General features: G+C 65.8%; 17 protein-coding genes and 1 tRNA gene. 8 read left to right on the top strand and 10 right to left on the bottom strand.

Translation table 11 applies throughout. The features are described 5' to 3' along the window. Positions 1–76: 76 nt before the first annotated feature. Positions 77–484: a CoA-binding protein gene (locus ACFXP9_RS02005; protein WP_397209945.1), complete on the top strand. Its 408-nt coding sequence runs from the start codon at positions 77–79 to the stop codon at positions 482–484. A 201-nt stretch (positions 485–685) separates the two neighbouring features. Continuing rightward, positions 686–2,155, top strand: a complete 1,470-nt coding sequence (locus ACFXP9_RS02000) for a hypothetical protein (RefSeq protein WP_397205741.1) — start codon at positions 686–688, stop codon at positions 2,153–2,155. A 116-nt stretch (positions 2,156–2,271) separates the two neighbouring features. Here the strand turns inward: ACFXP9_RS02000 and ileS are convergent, their stop codons facing one another. Both ileS and queF read right to left on the bottom strand, forming a co-directional pair. Then, positions 2,272–5,172 carry an isoleucine--tRNA ligase gene (gene ileS, locus ACFXP9_RS01995; RefSeq protein WP_397205743.1) on the bottom strand — a complete coding sequence of 967 codons (2,901 nt, stop codon included), beginning with the start codon at positions 5,170–5,172 and terminating at the stop codon, positions 2,272–2,274. Positions 5,173–5,351: 179 nt separating this feature from the next. After that, the gene (gene queF, locus ACFXP9_RS01990; protein WP_397205745.1) at positions 5,352–5,813 is read right to left on the bottom strand and encodes a preQ(1) synthase; all 462 of its coding nucleotides are present in this window, start codon (positions 5,811–5,813) and stop codon (positions 5,352–5,354) included. 124 nt (positions 5,814–5,937) lie between these two features. Between queF and ACFXP9_RS01985 the strand changes: the two genes are divergently transcribed. Continuing rightward, entirely contained in the window at positions 5,938–6,342 is a 405-nt protein-coding gene (locus ACFXP9_RS01985; protein WP_397205747.1) for a group III truncated hemoglobin, read from the top strand. A 76-nt stretch (positions 6,343–6,418) separates the two neighbouring features. Here the strand turns inward: ACFXP9_RS01985 and arsH are convergent, their stop codons facing one another. Both arsH and arsC read right to left on the bottom strand, forming a co-directional pair. Beyond that, positions 6,419–7,114: an arsenical resistance protein ArsH gene (gene arsH / locus ACFXP9_RS01980; protein WP_397205749.1), complete on the bottom strand. Its 696-nt coding sequence runs from the start codon at positions 7,112–7,114 to the stop codon at positions 6,419–6,421. Beyond that, positions 7,114–7,539, bottom strand: a complete 426-nt coding sequence (gene arsC / locus ACFXP9_RS01975; RefSeq protein WP_397205751.1) for an arsenate reductase (glutaredoxin) — start codon at positions 7,537–7,539, stop codon at positions 7,114–7,116. The genes arsH and arsC overlap by 1 nt, the downstream gene beginning before the upstream one ends. A gap of 331 nt (positions 7,540–7,870) precedes the next feature. On the opposite strand from arsC, the gene ACFXP9_RS01970 reads away from it, so the two are divergent. After that, the gene (locus tag ACFXP9_RS01970) at positions 7,871–8,710 is read left to right on the top strand and encodes a ferredoxin--NADP reductase (protein ID WP_397205753.1); all 840 of its coding nucleotides are present in this window, start codon (positions 7,871–7,873) and stop codon (positions 8,708–8,710) included. A 131-nt stretch (positions 8,711–8,841) separates the two neighbouring features. On the opposite strand, the gene tgt is transcribed toward ACFXP9_RS01970, so the two are convergent. After that, positions 8,842–9,972: a tRNA guanosine(34) transglycosylase Tgt gene (gene tgt, locus ACFXP9_RS01965; protein WP_397209942.1), complete on the bottom strand. Its 1,131-nt coding sequence runs from the start codon at positions 9,970–9,972 to the stop codon at positions 8,842–8,844. A 131-nt stretch (positions 9,973–10,103) separates the two neighbouring features. Here tgt and ACFXP9_RS01960 point away from each other — a divergent pair, with 131 nt between their 5' ends. The 3 genes from ACFXP9_RS01960 (at position 10,104) to tpiA (ending at position 11,778) form a co-directional block, all read left to right on the top strand. Next, positions 10,104–10,463: an SUF system Fe-S cluster assembly protein gene (locus tag ACFXP9_RS01960; RefSeq protein WP_397205757.1), complete on the top strand. Its 360-nt coding sequence runs from the start codon at positions 10,104–10,106 to the stop codon at positions 10,461–10,463. Between the two features lie 118 nt (positions 10,464–10,581). After that, positions 10,582–10,974, top strand: coding sequence for a HesB/IscA family protein (locus ACFXP9_RS01955; RefSeq protein WP_397205759.1), 393 nt, complete (start codon positions 10,582–10,584; stop codon positions 10,972–10,974). Positions 10,975–11,031: 57 nt separating this feature from the next. Further along, positions 11,032–11,778, top strand: a complete 747-nt coding sequence (gene tpiA, locus ACFXP9_RS01950) for a triose-phosphate isomerase (RefSeq protein WP_397205761.1) — start codon at positions 11,032–11,034, stop codon at positions 11,776–11,778. Between the two features lie 174 nt (positions 11,779–11,952). On the opposite strand, the gene ACFXP9_RS01945 is transcribed toward tpiA, so the two are convergent. After that, positions 11,953–12,876 carry a LysR substrate-binding domain-containing protein gene (locus ACFXP9_RS01945; RefSeq protein WP_397205763.1) on the bottom strand — a complete coding sequence of 308 codons (924 nt, stop codon included), beginning with the start codon at positions 12,874–12,876 and terminating at the stop codon, positions 11,953–11,955. 103 nt (positions 12,877–12,979) lie between these two features. On the opposite strand from ACFXP9_RS01945, the gene ACFXP9_RS01940 reads away from it, so the two are divergent. Next, positions 12,980–14,431 carry a catalase gene (locus ACFXP9_RS01940; RefSeq protein ID WP_397205765.1) on the top strand — a complete coding sequence of 484 codons (1,452 nt, stop codon included), beginning with the start codon at positions 12,980–12,982 and terminating at the stop codon, positions 14,429–14,431. A 142-nt stretch (positions 14,432–14,573) separates the two neighbouring features. Here the strand turns inward: ACFXP9_RS01940 and ACFXP9_RS01935 are convergent, their stop codons facing one another. The 4 genes from ACFXP9_RS01935 to ACFXP9_RS01920 all read right to left on the bottom strand — a co-directional run bounded on the left by ACFXP9_RS01935 (position 14,574) and on the right by ACFXP9_RS01920 (position 16,883). Beyond that, positions 14,574–15,263: a DUF2268 domain-containing putative Zn-dependent protease gene (locus ACFXP9_RS01935; RefSeq protein ID WP_397209940.1), complete on the bottom strand. Its 690-nt coding sequence runs from the start codon at positions 15,261–15,263 to the stop codon at positions 14,574–14,576. A 169-nt stretch (positions 15,264–15,432) separates the two neighbouring features. Then, positions 15,433–15,509: transfer RNA gene (locus tag ACFXP9_RS01930), tRNA-Pro, on the bottom strand. 42 nt (positions 15,510–15,551) lie between these two features. Continuing rightward, positions 15,552–16,106 (bottom strand): DUF192 domain-containing protein, encoded by a 555-nt coding sequence (locus ACFXP9_RS01925; RefSeq protein ID WP_397208154.1) that lies wholly within the window; start codon positions 16,104–16,106, stop codon positions 15,552–15,554. Between the two features lie 201 nt (positions 16,107–16,307). Continuing rightward, positions 16,308–16,883, bottom strand: coding sequence for a cold-shock protein (locus ACFXP9_RS01920; protein ID WP_397209980.1), 576 nt, complete (start codon positions 16,881–16,883; stop codon positions 16,308–16,310). Between the last annotated feature and the right edge of the window lie 68 nt (positions 16,884–16,951).

Below are 16,951 nucleotides of genomic sequence, written 5' to 3'. Positions count from 1 at the left end.
TCTGGACCGGGCGCTTTTTCTATGTCAGGTTGCGCGCGACGCACCCATGCACGGGCGCCGCAGGAAAGGAACGCCGATGACGGATCTGGACATCGCCCGCAACACCCATGTCATCGCCGTGGTGGGCCTGTCCCCGCGCGAGGAACGCCCCAGCTGGGGGGTTGCGCGTTATCTGCAATCGCGGGGCTATCGGGTCATTCCCGTCAATCCGGCCCATGCCGGGGAACAGATTCTGGGGGAAACCGTCTATGCCGATCTGGCGGCAATCCCGGATGACATTGCCGTCGACATGGTCGATATCTTTCGCCGCCCCGAGGCCGTCGAACCCATCGTCGATCAGGCGCTGGCGCATTTACCGGGGTTGAAAACCGTCTGGATGCAGCTTGGCGTCATCAACGAAGCCGCCGCCCGGAAGGCCCGCGACAAGGGCATGGCGGTGGTGCAGGACCGCTGCCCCAAGATCGAATTCCCGCGCGTTCTGTAACCCGCGCGCCTGTCCCTGACCTGCCTGACCGGCGCGCATGGCGCGACCGGCCTGTCAGTTGTGCCCCCCGTCCGGCGCAGACACCGCGCCATCGGCGCCGGACCGCAGGGCGGCTTGTGTCAGGCTAGGCAGGGCCAGACATATCGGCTATGACCATGCCGGTCACGCCGTGGCCGGATGTTCACCAGCGAGAAGATCTGAATGGCCACCAAACCCACGCCCAAACCCGGACGCAAAGCCGCCGCCAAGGCCGGCAGCACCGCCGCGCGCGCCCGCAAGCAGGCCGGGGGCATACCGGCCAGCCCGGACCCCGCACCCGCCAAGCCCAAAGCGGGCCAATCGAACGCGGCGCAGCCCAAAGCGACCAAGCCCAAAACCGACAAGGCATCCGCCACCAGGGCCAAACCCGACGCGTCCCGAAAGCCAAGGGCGGACGCGGCGGACCACATCGCCGCCAAACCTGTCACGCCCAAGCCCGTACACATATCAGGCGGCACGGACAGTCCCCCTGCCCCCAAATCCAGGGCACCCAAGACGGCAAAGGCGGGACCGGCACAACCCAAGCCATCCAAACCGGCCAAGCCATCCAAACCCGAACCTGCCAAGCCGCAGGCGGCGAAACCCAAGCCCGCCAAACCAACCAAGCCACAACCGCCCAAACCCAAACCCACCAAGCCCGCATCGCCGCGGCCCTTCAACATCGTGATCGTGGCACAGGCCGGGCGGCTGGCCTATGAGGCGCTGATCTTTACCGCATCGCTGCGCGCCCATGCGCCGGGCTTTGCCGGACGGCTGATCGTGGCCGAGGTCCAGCCACAGGACCGCTGGCACGGGCATGACACCCTGATCCCCGCCCCCATCCGCGACCGGCTGACCGCCATGGGCGCGCAGGTTCAGCCGCTGGTCTGTCGCCATTTCGGGGCCGCCTATCCGCATGGCAACAAGATCGAGGCGCTGTCGCTGTTGCCCACCGGCGAGCCCTTCGTGTTCTTTGACACCGACACCGTCATCACCGGGCCGCTGGACCGGGTGGCGTTCGACTTTGCCCGCCCGGCGGCCTCGATGCGGCGCGAAGGGACATGGCCGCAGCCGCCGCTTTACGGGCCGGGCTATGCCGGGATCTGGAAGTCGCTTTATGACCGGTTCGGGCTGGATTTCGACAGCTCGCTGGACCTGACCCAGCCGGACGAGCATTGGGAACGCTATCTGTATTTCAACGCGGGCTGGTTCTTTGGTGCCGACCCGGTGCTGTTCGGACAGCGGCTGGCCGATTGGGCGCGGGCGATCCGCGACGATCCGGGCGACGCGCTGGCCGCGCAGGAACTGTTCCCGTGGCTGGACCAGATCACCCTGCCGCTGGTCATTCACAGCCTTGGCGGCGGTCGCCCCGGCCCGGAACTGGACGGGCTGGATGGCGATGTCAGCTGCCATTACCGCAAGCTGCCGCTGCTTTACGCCACCGCACCCGATGCCAGTATCGACGCGCTGGAAAGCGCCGTCGCGCCCAACCCGGTCAAAAAGCTGCTGCGGGACTGGGAGCCGGCGAAAAAGCTGATCTATCAGGGCAAGGGCCGCGACAAGATCCGGCCGCTTTTCGCCGGCGCCCCCCTGCCCCTGCGCGAGGCCGCGATCCGCAAGCGGATCAAGGCCGCCGGCTGGTGGCTGGCCTGACCGGACACCCCCGCACCCGGACATGACAAAGGGCGGCCCGTAAGCCGCCCCCGGTCAAATCCCCAGACCACCCAGCCGTGCCCGCACCAAAGGTGCCGGGCGGGCGGCGCTGGCGGTCAGCCCAGAACGCTGTCGCAGCGCGCGCAGGTGCCGGGGTGACGGTGATTGCCGACATCGGGCAGGATCTTCCAGCAGCGCTGGCATTTCGCGCCCTCGGCCTTTTCGAACACCACGCCGATGCCGGGAATATCGCCCATGCGGAATGCCTCTTGCGGGGCCGGATCGGCGGTCAGCGACAGCGCGCTGGTGATGCAGACATCCGCGAAATCCACCGATTTCAGCGCCGCCAGCAGGTCCGCATCCTCGACATGGACAACCGGCGCAGCCTCGAGGCTGGCGCCAATGGTCTTGTCGGCGCGCTTTTGTTCCAGCGCGGCGGTCACCACGCGGCGGGCGCGGCGCAGGCCATCCCATTTCGCCGCCAGCGCATCGTCGCGCCAATCAGCGGGGGTGGCGGGGAAATCATGCAGGTGAACGCTGTCATCCCCGGACGGGAAGCGCGCCAGCCAGATATCCTCGGCGGTGAAGGGCAGGATCGGCGCGATCCATGTCACCAGCCGGTGGAACAGCAGGTCCAGCACCGTCAGCGCGGCACGGCGGCGCAGGCTGTCCGGCCCGTCGCAATACAGCGCATCCTTGCGAATGTCGAAATAAAAGGCCGACAGATCGCCGGTCGCGAACTGGAACAGCGACTGGAACACGCCCTGGAAATCGAACCGGGCATAGCCCTGACGCACGGTGTCATCCAGCTGCGCCAGCCGGTGCAGCACCCAGCGTTCCAGTTCCGGCATATCCTGCGGGGCGACGCGGGCCGCATCGTCAAAGGCCGACAGGTTGCCCAGCATGAACCGCATGGTGTTGCGCAACCGGCGATAGCTGTCGGCCGCGCCTTTCAAAATCTCGGGCCCGATGCGCTGATCGGCGGTGTAATCGGTCTGCGCCACCCACAGCCGCAAAATGTCGGCGCCATATTGGTCGACCACCTCGGCGGGCAGGATGGTGTTGCCCAGCGATTTCGACATCTTCATGCCGTTCTGGTCCAGCGTGAAGCCATGCGTCACCACGTTGCGATAGGGCGCGCGGCCCTTGGTCGCACAGGCCTGCAACAGCGAGGACTGGAACCAGCCGCGATGCTGGTCGGTGCCCTCCAGATAGACATCGGCAATACCGTCCGGGCTGCCATCGGCGCGGTCGCGCAGCACGAAGGCATGGGTGCTGCCGCTGTCGAACCAGACATCCAGAACATCAGTGATCTGGTCGTAATCATCCGGGTTCACGATGCCATCCAGCACCTGTTCCTTGAAGCAGGGGCGATACCAGATATCGGCGCCCTCGGCCTCGAACGCGTCGGTGATGCGCTGGTTCACGACCGGGTCGCGCAACAGGAAGTCGGGCGCATCGGGCTTGGCACCCTTTTTGACAAAGCAGGTCAGCGGCACACCCCAGGCGCGCTGGCGCGACAACACCCAGTCCGGGCGGTTTTCGACCATGGAATGAATGCGGTTGCGGCCCGATTGCGGCGTCCAGTTCACCAGCTGGTCGATGCTGGTCAGCGCGCGGGCGCGGATGCTGTCGCCATATTCGCCCATGTCATCATCCAGCTTGCGGTCGATGGCGGCGAACCATTGCGGCGTATTGCGATAGATCAGCGGCGCCTTGGACCGCCAACTGTGGGGATAGCTGTGCTTCATCTTGCCCTTGGCCAGCAACGCGCCCGCCCATGCCAGTTGTTTGATATTGCTGACATTGGCCGGACCTTCCTTGCCATCGGGCAGGATGATCGCCTGCCCGCCAAACAGCGGCAGATCGGGGCGATAGCTGCCGTCTGGTTCGACATTATAGGTCATCGGCAGGCCGAATTTCAGCCCCAGCTGATAGTCATCATCACCATGGCTGGGGGCGGTGTGCACAAAGCCCGTGCCGGCATCGTCGGTGACATGATCGCCGGGCAGCAGCGGCACGTCGTAATCCCATTCGCCCTCGCCACCCTCGACCCCGCGATAGGGATGGGCCAGCACCAGACCGGCCAGTTCATCCGCGCTGACGCCACGCAGCCGCGTGTGGGCAGTCACCCTGGCCGATTGCAGCACGCCCTCGGCCAGCGCATCGCCCAACAGCAGCAATTCGCCGGGCTTGGCCTGTGCGCCCTCGGCCACCTCGTCCACGCGATACAGGCCATAGGCCATATCCGGCCCAAAAGCGACGGCGCGGTTTTGCGGAATGGTCCAGGGGGTGGTGGTCCAGATGACCACGCTGACGGGCTTCTCTGTTGCGAAAATACCCAAATCCTGAACCGCGAACCGCACCCAGACCTGATGGCTGGTGTGGTCGTGATATTCGACCTCGGCCTCAGCCAGCGCGGTCTTTTCGACCGGCGACCACATCACCGGCTTGGACCCCTGATACAGGCTGCCATTCATCAGCAGCTTCATGAATTCCGCCGCGATCACCGCCTCGGCATGGAAATTCATCGTCAGGTAAGGGTCATCCCACTTGCCGGTGATGCCCAGACGCTTGAATTCATCGCGCTGGATGCCCACCCATTCATCGGCAAAGGCACGGCATTGCTGGCGAAATTCGACCACATCCACCGCGTCCTTGTCCTGCCCCTTGGCGCGGTATTGTTCCTCGATCTTCCATTCGATCGGCAGACCGTGACAATCCCAGCCCGGCACATAGCGCGCGTCAAAGCCCATCATCTGATGGCTGCGGGTGATGAAATCCTTGATCGTCTTGTTCAGCGCGTGACCGATATGCAGATGGCCATTCGCATAGGGCGGGCCGTCATGCAGGATAAACGGCTTGCGGTCACCGGCGCTGGCGCGCAGCCGGTCATAGATGCCGATGCGTTCCCAGCGTGCCAGCCATTCAGGCTCGCGCGTGGGCAGGCCCGCGCGCATGGGAAAATCGGTTTGCGGCAGGAAAACGGTGTCGCGGTAATCGGGGGTTTGGCTCATGGCTGTATCCTTTGGTCAGACGGCAACGAAAATCCCGACGGCGTAAACGCTTACGCCGCCGGGCCGGTAATTCGTATGCCGAACGCCAGAAATCTCATGCCGCCCTCTATAGGAATGCCGCCCTGCCGCCGCAAGCGGGCCGTGCATTTTCACCGCCGCAATCGCGGGGCCATTCCGCCTTAACCGCGCCCGCGATAGCTCGGCACCCCCTGATCGGGCAGCCAGACCCCGGCAGGCAGATCGCCCGTCTGCCAGAACACGTCGATGGGCATCCCGCCGCGCGGATACCAATACCCCCCGATGCGCAGCCATTGCGGGTCCAGCAGGTCGGCCAGACGGCGGCCAATGGTGATGGTGCAATCCTCGTGAAAGGCACCGTGGTTGCGGAAACTGCCCAGAAACAGCTTCAGCGATTTCGATTCCACCAGCCAGTCGCCGGGGACATAGTCGATCACCAGATGCGCGAAATCGGGCTGTCCGGTCATCGGGCACAGGCTGGTGAATTCGGGCTGGGTAAAGCGCACGACATAACGCTGACCGGCCTGAGGGTTGGGGACGCGTTCCAGCACCGCCTGTTCGGGCGATTGCGGCAGCGTGGTCTCCTGCCCCAGCTGGGTCAGGTGGTCGGTATAATGGCTCATCTTCGGGTCCTTGTTTTGTCAAACCGGGTAAGGCTGCGACCGGCCCGCGCGCCATAGCACCGCGCCCCGGCTGCGTCAAAGCGCCCCGCTTGCATTCGCGCCCGGCGGCGGGCAGATCCGGTGCATGACCATTCCGCCCCGCTTTGACATCACCCCCGAACAGATCGACCGCGTGGTCACGGTGTTTTACGCCGCGATCCGCCGGCACGAGGTGCTTGGCCCGGTTTTCGCCCATCACGTCACCGACTGGCCCGCACACGAGGCCAAAATCGCCGCTTTCTGGCGCAACGCGATCCTGTATCAGCGCGGCTATGACGGCAATCCGATGCGTTCCCACCATCAGGCCGGCGATGTGCGCGCCGATCATTTTCCGCAATGGCTGATGCTGTTTGACGAAACCCTGCGCCGTGCCCTGCCGCCCGAAACCGCCGCCGCCTGGTCGTCGCTGGCCCATCGCATCGGCACCGGCCTGCGCATGGGGGTCGAGACACGCGACACACCGCGCGGCGCCCCACCCGTCCTGCGCTGAACCAGACCGCCGCTGCGGGGGTGTCGCACCCCCGCACCCCCGCGGGGTATTTGTTGCAACGAAGAAACCCGCAGCCTTAGCCGCGATCGCCGCCCTCACGCTCGGAATAGCGATCGGCCAGCCGGTCGCGATGCGGACGGGTCAGGACGGTGGTGCGATACAGTTCCTCCATCACGTCAACCAGGCGGTCATAGGTGGCCGAGGGGCGCATCCGCCCCTGTGCGTCGAATTCCTGCCATGCGCGCGGCACCGAAACCTGATTGGGGATGGCCAGCATCCGCAGCCAGCGGCCCAGAATGCGCATTCCGTTCAGCGCGTTGAAACTTTGCGCCCCGCCACAGACCTGCATCAGCGCCAGCGTGCGCCCCTGCGTTGGCCGGACCGGGCCGATTTCCAGCGGAATGTGGTCCAGCTGGGTTTTCAGCAGGCCCGACATCTGGCCGTGCCATTCCGGGCTGGACCAGACCATGCCATCCGACCAGACCGCCAGATCGCGCAATTGCTGAACCTCGGGGTGGTCCTCGGGGTGGCCGTCGGGATGGGGCAGCGTGGTGGGGTCGAAGATGCGCAGATCGGCCCCGAACAGCCGCAGCAGACGCGCGGCCTCTTCCGCGATCAGGCGCGAACAGGACATCGCGCGCAGGGAACCATAAAGGATCAGAAAGCGCGGTGGCCGGTCTTGTGGTCCCAGCCCATCCGCCACCCCCGACGGCAGGCGCGACCGGTCCAGCGCCGGCAGGTTATCGGGGTCGGGCAGCGCGCGCAGCGCCATCAGCGCGCCACCGGCTGGCCGTCATCACCGACCAGTTGGACCCCGCGTTCGGACCGGAACGGCCCGCGCTGTGGCGGCAGCAGATCCAGCACCGCCAGCGGCGGACGCCCCAGTGCCGCCCCCTTGGGGGTAAAGACCAGCGGGCGTTCGATCAGCGCCGGATGCGCGGCCATGGCCGCGATCAGCGCTTCGTCGCTGAGGTCGGGGGCGTCCAGCCCCAGTTCGGCATAAAGATCGCCCTTGGCGCGGATCAGGCCGCGCGGGCGCAGGCCGGTCGCGCGCAGGGCAGCGGCGATCTCGACAGTGGTTGGCGGGGCGGCCAGATAATCGCGGATCTGCGGTTCCACGCCCGCATTGCGGATCAGCCCCAGCACGGTGCGCGAGGTGCTGCATTTCGGGTTATGCCAGATGATCGTGTCTGCCATGGGCCGTCCTTTCGTCGCCAGATGCGCGCAACCTAGCACCGCGCCCGGACGGGCAAAACCCGTTTCCTTGCCCGCGCCACCACTACACGCCACCGTCACGGCGGCGCGGCGCCCGCAGCAGGGATAGCCGCCATCGTCACCCGGCCACCTGCCAGAACACAGCCCTTACGCAGCCGCCCATGGGGGGGATATTTTTCCCTTCTGACACAGCCCCCCTTGGCCAGTGCGGCCAAACCGCCTTACACCCACGGCCAAGACCAATCGACGCACCGCGATATGCAGGCTTTGCGCCCGCCGCGAAATTCGCCTAAATACTTTCAGGAACCGCAATATGACACTGGATCTTGCCGTGACCGAGACCGCCCCGAAGCCCAAGCCCACCCTGCCCGACGCACAGACCGTCACCGCTGTCAGGCACTGGACCGACCGGCTGTTTTCCTTTCGCGTGACCCGTCCGGCCAGCCTGCGCTTTCGCTCGGGGGAATTCGTGATGATCGGCCTGCCGGACGATAACGGCAAACCGATCCTGCGGGCCTATTCCATTGCCAGCCCGTCCTGGGATGACGAGCTGGAATTCTATTCCATCAAGGTGCCGGACGGGCCGCTGACCTCGCGGTTGCAGCACATCAAGGAAGGCGATCAGATCATCCTGCGCCCCAAGCCGGTCGGCACGCTGGTGCTGGACGCGCTGCTGCCGGGCAAGCGGCTGTGGTTTCTGGCCACCGGCACCGGCATCGCACCCTTCGCCAGCCTGATGCGCGACCCCGACAGCTATGAACGCTTCGATCAGGTCATCATGATGCATACCTGCCGACACAAGGCCGAACTGGATTACGGTCGCGAACTGGTGAAAAACCTGCATGACGACCCCCTGCTGACCGAAATGTTCGGCGCCAATTTCGACAAGCGCCTGCTGTATTACCCCACCACCACGCGCGAGGAATCGCCGCGCATGGGCCGGATCACCGACAATCTGGCCAGCGGCAAGGTCTTCACCGATCTGGGCCTGCCCGAAATGAACCCCGCCGAGGACCGCGCCATGATCTGTGGCAGCCTGGCCTTCAACATCGACGTCAAGGCGGTGCTGGAAGGCTATGGCCTGCGCGAGGGCGCCAACAGCGACCCCAAGGAATTCGTGGTCGAAAAGGCCTTTGTCGGCGACGGAATCTGATCTGGGGGAAACCAGTGCGCAGGGGTATTTGGACAACGAAGAAACCCCTCGCTTCTGTCCCAAATACCTTCAGGGGGTGAATGGCCCGGCACGGGTCAGAGGGGGCGCGAGCGCCCCCTTTCGCTGTCACATCAGATCGGCGCGATATCGCCCTGCGCGCGCTGCGCGTGGAAATCCGCGACGAAATCGTCCAGTCGCCCGGCGGCGATCGCGTCGCGCATTCCCTGCATCAATTCCTGAAAATAATGCAGGTTGTGCCAGGTCAGCAGCATCCCGCTGATCATTTCGCCGGCGCGGAAAACATGGTGCAGATAGGCGCGGCTGTAACCGGTGCAGGCCGGGCAGGTGCAGTGTTCGTCCAGCGGGCGCGGGTCGTCGGCATGGCGGGCGTTCTTGATATTAACCTGACCGCGCCGGGTCCAGGCCTGCCCTGTGCGCCCCGACCGCGAGGGCAGCACGCAATCCATCATATCGACCCCGCGCTGCACCGCGCCGACAATGTCGTCGGGTTTGCCAACGCCCATCAGGTAACGCGGCTTGTCCTCGGGCAGGAAACCGGGGGCATAGTCAAGGACGCCGAACATTGCCTCTTGCCCCTCGCCCACGGCCAGCCCGCCGATGGCATAACCGTCAAAGCCGATGCTGCGCAGCGCCTGTGCGCTTTCCTCGCGCAGTTCGCGGGTGACGCCGCCCTGCATGATGCCGAACAGCGCATGGCCGGGGCGGTCGCCAAAGGCGTCGCGCGACCGCTGTGCCCAGCGCATCGACAGCCGCATGGAACGGGCGACCTCGTCCTCGGTCGCGGGCAGCGCGGGGCATTCATCAAAGGCCATCACGATGTCGGACCCCAGCAGGCGCTGGATTTCCATGCTGGTTTCGGGCGACAGCAAGTGGCGCGAGCCGTCGATATGGCTGGAAAAGGTCACGCCGTCCTCGGTCAGTTTGCGCAGCCCGGCCAGCGACATGACCTGAAACCCGCCGGAATCGGTCAGGATCGGGCGTTGCCAGTTCATGAACTGATGCAACCCACCCAGCCGCGCCACCCGTTCTGCGCCCGGACGCAGCATCAGGTGATAGGTGTTGCCCAGCAGGATATCGGCCCCGGTGGCGCGCACCGATTCCGGCAGCATCGCCTTGACCGTCGCCGCCGTGCCCACCGGCATGAAGGCCGGCGTGCGGATTTCGCCGCGCGGGGTGTGGATCACCCCGGTGCGGGCGCGGCCATCGCGGCCATGGACGGAAAAGCTGAAACGCTGGGTCATCTGGGGTCTCGGGTGCTGTGCGGGATCGCGGGGACATAACGCGCGGGACGCGGCGGCGCAATCGCCGCGACGGGTGGACGCGCTGACCGACGCGCCCTATATAAACGCTAAGATTTTGCAAGGACAGGCTGATGAGTTCCGAACCGCTGAAAGAAGGCGAGCCGCTGATCCGGCCCTCGACCACCGATCACCCGCTTTATGACAGCATCGTCGAGGCGTGCAAAACTGTTTACGACCCCGAGATCCCGGTCAATATCTTTGACCTTGGGCTGATCTATACCATCCAGATCGACGCCGAAAACGCGGTGCGGGTGATCATGACCCTGACCGCCCCCGGCTGTCCCGTCGCCGGCGAGATGCCGGGCTGGGTGGCCGATGCCATTGAACCCCTGCCCGGTGTCAAACAGGTCGATGTCGAAATGACCTTCGAGCCGCAATGGGGCATGGACATGATGTCCGACGAGGCCCGGCTGGAACTGGGATTCATGTAACGCCCTGTGCGCGGGCCGATGCGGGCCGGCGCCTGACCCCCGTGTCCGTCCGGGGCTGCGGGGTTGAACCGACCCGGACGCGATCCCTATCTTGGGGGGACGCGCGAAAGGAAAACCCATGTTCTCGATCCCCGGCAAATCGCCTGTGACCATCACCCCCGCCGCCGAGGCCCAGATCGCCCGCCTGATGGCAAAGGGCGGGGCGTTCGGCCTGCGCATCGGGCTGAAAAAAGGCGGCTGCGCCGGGATGGAATACACGATGGAGATGGCGCAGGACGCCAACCCCGCGGAAGAGGTCGTCGAACAGGGCGACGCACGGGTGCTGATTGCGCCGACCGCGCAGATGTTCCTGTTTGGCACCCAGATCGACTATCACAGCGGGGTGCTGGAATCGGGGTTTCGGTTCAACAACCCCAATGTCACCGAATCCTGCGGCTGCGGCGAATCGGTGCGGTTCGAACCACTGGCCGGATCGCGCGCAAAAACCGACGCGCCGGACCTGACATCTTGATCCCATGGCCGCTGCGGCCTAATCCTTGCGCGGCAATTCACGCAAACGGGGGATAAGATGGCACCGCGCAAACTGGCCGCTGGCAACTGGAAAATGAACGGAACGCTGGCCGCGCTGGCCGAGGTCGAGGCTTTGGCCAAGGCCCATCCCGAACCGGGATGCGAGGTGCTGATCTGTCCGCCCGCGACGCTGATCTATCCGCTGACGGCCAAAGTCGCGGGCACCCCGGTGGCGATTGGCGGGCAGGATTGCCACGCCAAAGACAGCGGCGCGCATACCGGCGACATTTCCGCCGCGCAATTGCGTGATGCCGGGGCGGATTACGTCATTCTTGGCCATTCCGAACGCCGTGCCGATCATGGCGAAACCGATACGGGCGTGGCCGCCAAGGCCGTGGCCGCGCATCAGGCCGGGCTGAAAACCATCATCTGCGTTGGCGAGACCGAGGCACAGCGCGACAGCAACGAAACACTGGACGTGATCGCGGCGCAACTGGCCGGGTCGGTCCCCGACTGCGCGACCGAGGAAAACACCGTCATCGCCTATGAACCGGTCTGGGCCATCGGCACCGGCCGCACCCCGACGCTGGAACAGATCGCCGAGGTCCACGCCCTGATGCGCGACAAGCTGGTCGCCCGCTTTCGCGACGGCGCGCAATTCCGGCTGCTCTATGGCGGCAGCGTCAAGCCCGGCAACGCGACCGAAATTTTTGCCGTCGCAAATGTCGATGGCGCGCTGGTTGGCGGTGCCAGCCTGAAAGCCGCCGATTTCGGCCCCATCGTCGAGGCGTTGCAAAACGCCTGATCGCGGGCCGAACCGTATGACCGCTGGCCATCTAAGAACGGCCATCTGAGAACGGCCATCTGAGAACGGCCGCCAGACACCCGCAAGCAGAAAAGCCCCCTTCGGGAACCGGCGCGTCACGGCGCCGGTTTTTTCATGCCCCGCGTCTTCGGCCCCCATGTCGTGACGCGACCTTCACCCCCCGATGGCGGCATCGGCCCCATCGCACAGGCGCTGCCCCGCCGACGCCAGACGCGCCGCCAGATCGTCGAACCACCCCGCCGGGTCGGTGCTGGCGCGGCGCACCAGCCGCAATTCGCGCGCGGGTTGGGGCGTGGCAAAGCGGCGCGCGGCCAGACCCGGCGCGGCGGCCAGTTCCTGCGCCGCCGCCAGTTCCGGCAGAAAGGTCAGGCCCATCCCCTGCCCCGCCAGACGGCACAGCGTCGACAGCGAGGCCGCCCCCAGATCCAGCCGCGACACCCCGCGCGACAGGCCACACACCGCCAGCGCCTGATCGCCAAGGCAGTGGCCTTCGTCCAGCAAAAGCAACTGGTCGGGGTCAAGGCCATCCGGGCGCGGCAACGGGTCGGCCAGCCCGGCCAGCCGCGCCGGACTGCCGGCCAGCAGGAAGCGGTCGCAAAGCAGCGGCGCCTCGACCGCGTCGTCGGGCGCGGGCGTGGCGATGACCACGGCGTCCAGCCGGCCCCCGGCCAGTTCCCCCAGCAGGCGGTCGGTCGGGGCCTCGTGCAGGCGCAGGTCACGGGTGATGTCTGCGGCGCGCAGATCGGGCAGCGCGGCAGGCAGCAGATAGGGCGCGACCGTCGGGATAATCCCCAGATTCAGCCGCCCCGCCAGCCCGCCACGCCGGGCGGTGGCGGACAGTTCGGTAATCTCGGCGATGATGCGGCGGGCGCGCTGTTCGGCCTCGCGTCCGGCGGGGGTCAGGGCAATGCCGCGCGGCATCCGCTCCACCAGCACCGCGCCCAGGGCGGCCTCCAGCTCCCGGATCTGCATCGACAGGGCGGGCTGGGTGACGTGAACACGATCGGCCGCGTGGCCGAAATGCCCGGTCTCGACCAGTGCCAGGAAATAGCGCAACTGCCGCAGGCTGATACCCATCAGAATTTCTGATCCATTCTAAAAATTAATGTGATTTCACTTTATCTGCCCGACGCGTCATTGACCAGCGATCACAGCGTTTACCTGAAAGGACAAGCCAGCCATGACCCCGCCCCGCCTGACCACCACCGCCGGTGCGCCGATTGCCGACAACCAGAACAGCGAAACCGCCGGTCCGCGCGGCCCGGTGCTGATGCAGGATTACCAGCTGATCGAAAAGCTGGCGCATCAGAACCGCGAACGCATCCCGGAACGGGTGGTCCATGCCAAGGGCTGGGGCGCGTTCGGCACCTTTACCGTCACCCATGACATCAACCACCTGACCCGCGCCGCGATTTTCGCGCAGGTCGGCAAGCAGACCCCGATGCTGGCGCGTTTTTCCACCGTGGCAGGCGAAATGGGCGCTGCCGATCACGAACGCGACGTGCGCGGCTTTGCGCTGAAATTCTATACCGAAGAGGGCAACTGGGATCTGGTCGGCAACAACACCCCGATCTTTTTCATCCGCGATCCGCTGAAATTCCCCGACTTCATCCACACCCAGAAACGCCACCCGCGCACCAACCTGCGCAGCGCCACGGCGATGTGGGATTTCTGGGGTCAGGTGCCGGAATCACTGCATCAGGTGACGATCCTGATGTCGGATCGCGGCCTGCCCAAAGACCCGACCCATATGCACGGGTTCGGCAGCCACACCTATTCCTTCTGGAATGCCGATGGCGAACGGTTCTGGATCAAGTTCCATTTCAAGACCCGGCAAGGCATTGAAAACCTGACAAACGCGGAAGGCAACGCGATGATCGGCCAGACCCGCGAGGGCTATCAGCAGGCGCTGTTCGGCAAGATCGAGGCAGGCGATTTCCCGCGCTGGACCCTGTTCATTCAGGTCATGCCCGAACTGGATGCCGAAAAGACCCCCTATGACCCGTTCGATTTGACCAAAGTCTGGCCGCACAGCGATTACCCGCTGATCGAGGTGGGCGAGTTCGAGCTGAACCGCAATGCCGATAACTATTTCGCGCAGATCGAACAGGCCGCCTTCAGCCCGTCGAACAAGGTGCCGGGCATTGGCTTCAGCCCTGACAAGATGTTGCAGGCGCGGGTGTTTTCCTATGCCGATGCGCATCGTTACCGGCTGGGGACGCATTACGAATCGCTGCCGGTCAACCAGCCGCGCTGCCCGATGCACAGCTATCACAAGGATGGGCAGATGAATTTCATGGGCCATCTGTCGGGGAATGTGGATGCCTATTACGAGCCCAACAGCTTTGGCGGCCCGGTGCAGGACCCCAGCGTTGCCGAACCGCCGCTGCGCCTGTCGGGTCAGGCCGGGCGTCACGCGCATCAGCAGGCGATGGACGACTATACACAGCCCCGCGCCCTGCACGATTTGATGAGCGACGCCGAACGCGCCCGCCTGTATCGCAACACCGCCGAGGCCATGGCCGGCGCGGACGAGGAGGTGATTGCGCGCGTTCTGGTCCATTACGACCGCATCAGCCCGGCCTATGCCGAAGGCATCCGCGCCGCCCGCAAAGCCCTGATGCAAGGCTGAGGCCGGGTCAGCAAGGTGAAAGGCGGGGTGACATCCCCGCCTTTTATCTGGCCAGACAAGGTCAGGCCGCCCCGGATCGGGGGCAATCTGTCCGCCAGCACAGACAGCCGCCCGACGAACCGCTGGTGCCATGATCGGGGCGTCAGGGCCGGTTCAAAACCGGCGCAAGATGCGGGCGAAACCCTGCGGCCTCAATATGTATCAGCGTCGCAGGCGTTTGTTCGGGGTGCGCGCCAAGGTATCGTTCGACAAGGGCGTATCCAAGGACGTAACCCCGCCATGCCGGTGACGCCCCAAAAAACCACGCGGCGTGGTCATAGGTGTCGTCATCCCATGCGCGTTCTGCATCACGTGCCGCCTGCGCAAGCCCTTCCGCGTCCAGTGACGTTTCCCATTTTTCCGGCGGCCCGCCGTAAAGCTGTTGCGCAAAATGCCCCGCCAGCCCCTCTGAAACAAGCGCCTCGCCCAGCGTGCGGCCATAGCCCGGCCCGCGCCATCGCAGCGCATGATGCACTTCGTGAACGATCGTCCGCTCAAGCGGCTGGCCCAGATTTCGCGCGCAGTCCGGGTTGGCCGGATCGAAGGTCAATTGGATCATATCACCCCTCGGCGCATATCCTGCGTGACCCAGATGTTCGATCACCAGCCCCGGCCAGGCCTGCACGACCACGTCAAGGTCAACCGGCTGGGTCACAGTTTCCGCATTTATCCGCGCGCGATCTGTTGCGGCAAGGATCAATGGCACAAGGCCATCAAGGCCGCCCGATGCGTTGGCGATATGGATGTTCCAGCCCATCCGGCTGAGTATAGGGAACAGGCCAAGCCGGTCCATGCCGCAAACGCGGTCAGTGGTCCAGAATTCTGTGAGGCGCGGTTTTGTCCGTCATGCTGACGCGCAGGCACCAATGCGGCGCAAAGCGGATTTCGGCATCAGTTGCCCGTTCGGCCCCAGGATTTGCGGCCAGAAGGGCGCGACAATCTGATGCTGTCCACTTGACTGATGGTCGGGGCGAGAGGATTCGAACCTCCGACCTACGGTACCCAAAACCGTCGCGCTACCAGGCTGCGCTACGCCCCGAACCCGCGCCGTATAGCGTGCCGCGCGGCGGGGGGAAAGCCCTTATCGACAGGGCAGCGCCGCCTTGTCAGGGGCGATGGCCGGGTGGGCCATGGCGATGCCGGGGATCAGGCCCAGACGCGCGGCTGTGCCACCGGCCAGTTCCAGAATGAACCGCCGCGCCGGGTCCGGGTCGCCGGGGGCGGCGCCGGGGATGGGGGTTTCGTCCAGCGGGCGCGCATTGGCATGGATGTGACGGATGCGCCCGGTATCGTCCATGAACAGCATATCCAGCGGGATCAGGGTGTTTTTCATCCAGAACGCCACCGGCTGTGCCCGGTCATAGACAAACAGCATCCCCTGCCCCGGTGCCAGCGCAGTGCGGCCCATCAGGCCCTGCGCGCGCTCGGCCGGGTCGTCGGCGATCTCGACAATCAGGGTCAGCGGGCCGTCAGGGGTGGTAAAAACCACCTGTCCGGGGGCGCAATCGACCGCGTTGCCCGGCTGCGGCGGGGTCAGCGCCGATCCGGCCTGTGCCAGCCCCGGCCCCGGACCGGCGGCCAGCAGGGCGGCCATCAGCGCCGCCACCCTGCCCCGGCCACGGCGGGCCGCAGTCACGCCCGCACCGGCGCAGCGCCGGGGCCGGCGGCGTCTGGGGCAGCAACATCAGCGGCGGGCATCGCCGCATCCGCTGTGCCCGCCAAAGCGCCGACATCCGACGCCCCATGGCGGGTCGGGGACGGCGCACCAGCAACCGGCGCACCAGCAGGCAACGCGCTGGCAGGCACATCGGGTGCGGACACGTCGCGGGCGGACACCTCACTGGCGGGGGGGGGCGCTGGCGGGCAAGGCGGTGGCCGGGACGGCGCTGTCCCAGCTTTGCACCTGCGCCGCCATCAGCCCGCGGCGCCCCTCGATCACGCGCAGGGCGACGGCCTCGCCCACGGCCAGATCGGCAAAACCGGAATGGCGCAGCACCTCGACATGCAGGAACACGTCGCCGGGCTGCCCGAACAGCGTCGCAAAGCCAAAGCCCTTGGCCTTGTCGAACCATTTCACCCGCGCCGGGCGCAACGGCAGGCTGGCCAGATCGGCGCCAAGCTGATCCAGATCTGCGATCGGCGGCGCGCCATCGCCCTGCGGCGGACGGATCGACAAGACCTCGACCGCTTGCAGGCCGCGCGGGGTGGGCTGGACGCTGACCTCGACCTCGGCGCCATCCGCGACCGAGCTTTGCCCGAAATTGCGCAGCACATTGGCGTGCAGCAGGATGTCCGCGCCCTCGGCCTCGGCCAGAATAAAGCCAAAGCCGCGGGCCGGGTCGAACCATTTGACCACGCCACGGATCGGCCTGATCTGGTCGCTGTCATCGGAACCGGTGATATCGCCCAACATCCCGCACTCGCCGCGAAAAACCCCGGTGCCGCCGCGCCCCGGACAGGCCGGACGGTCACCCATTCCGG

The organism is Paracoccus jiaweipingae (assembly GCF_044335505.1).
GTDB lineage: Bacteria > Pseudomonadota > Alphaproteobacteria > Rhodobacterales > Rhodobacteraceae > Paracoccus.
Note: the sequence above shows the minus strand (reverse complement) of the source record. Positions and strands in the feature narration are given on the sequence as shown.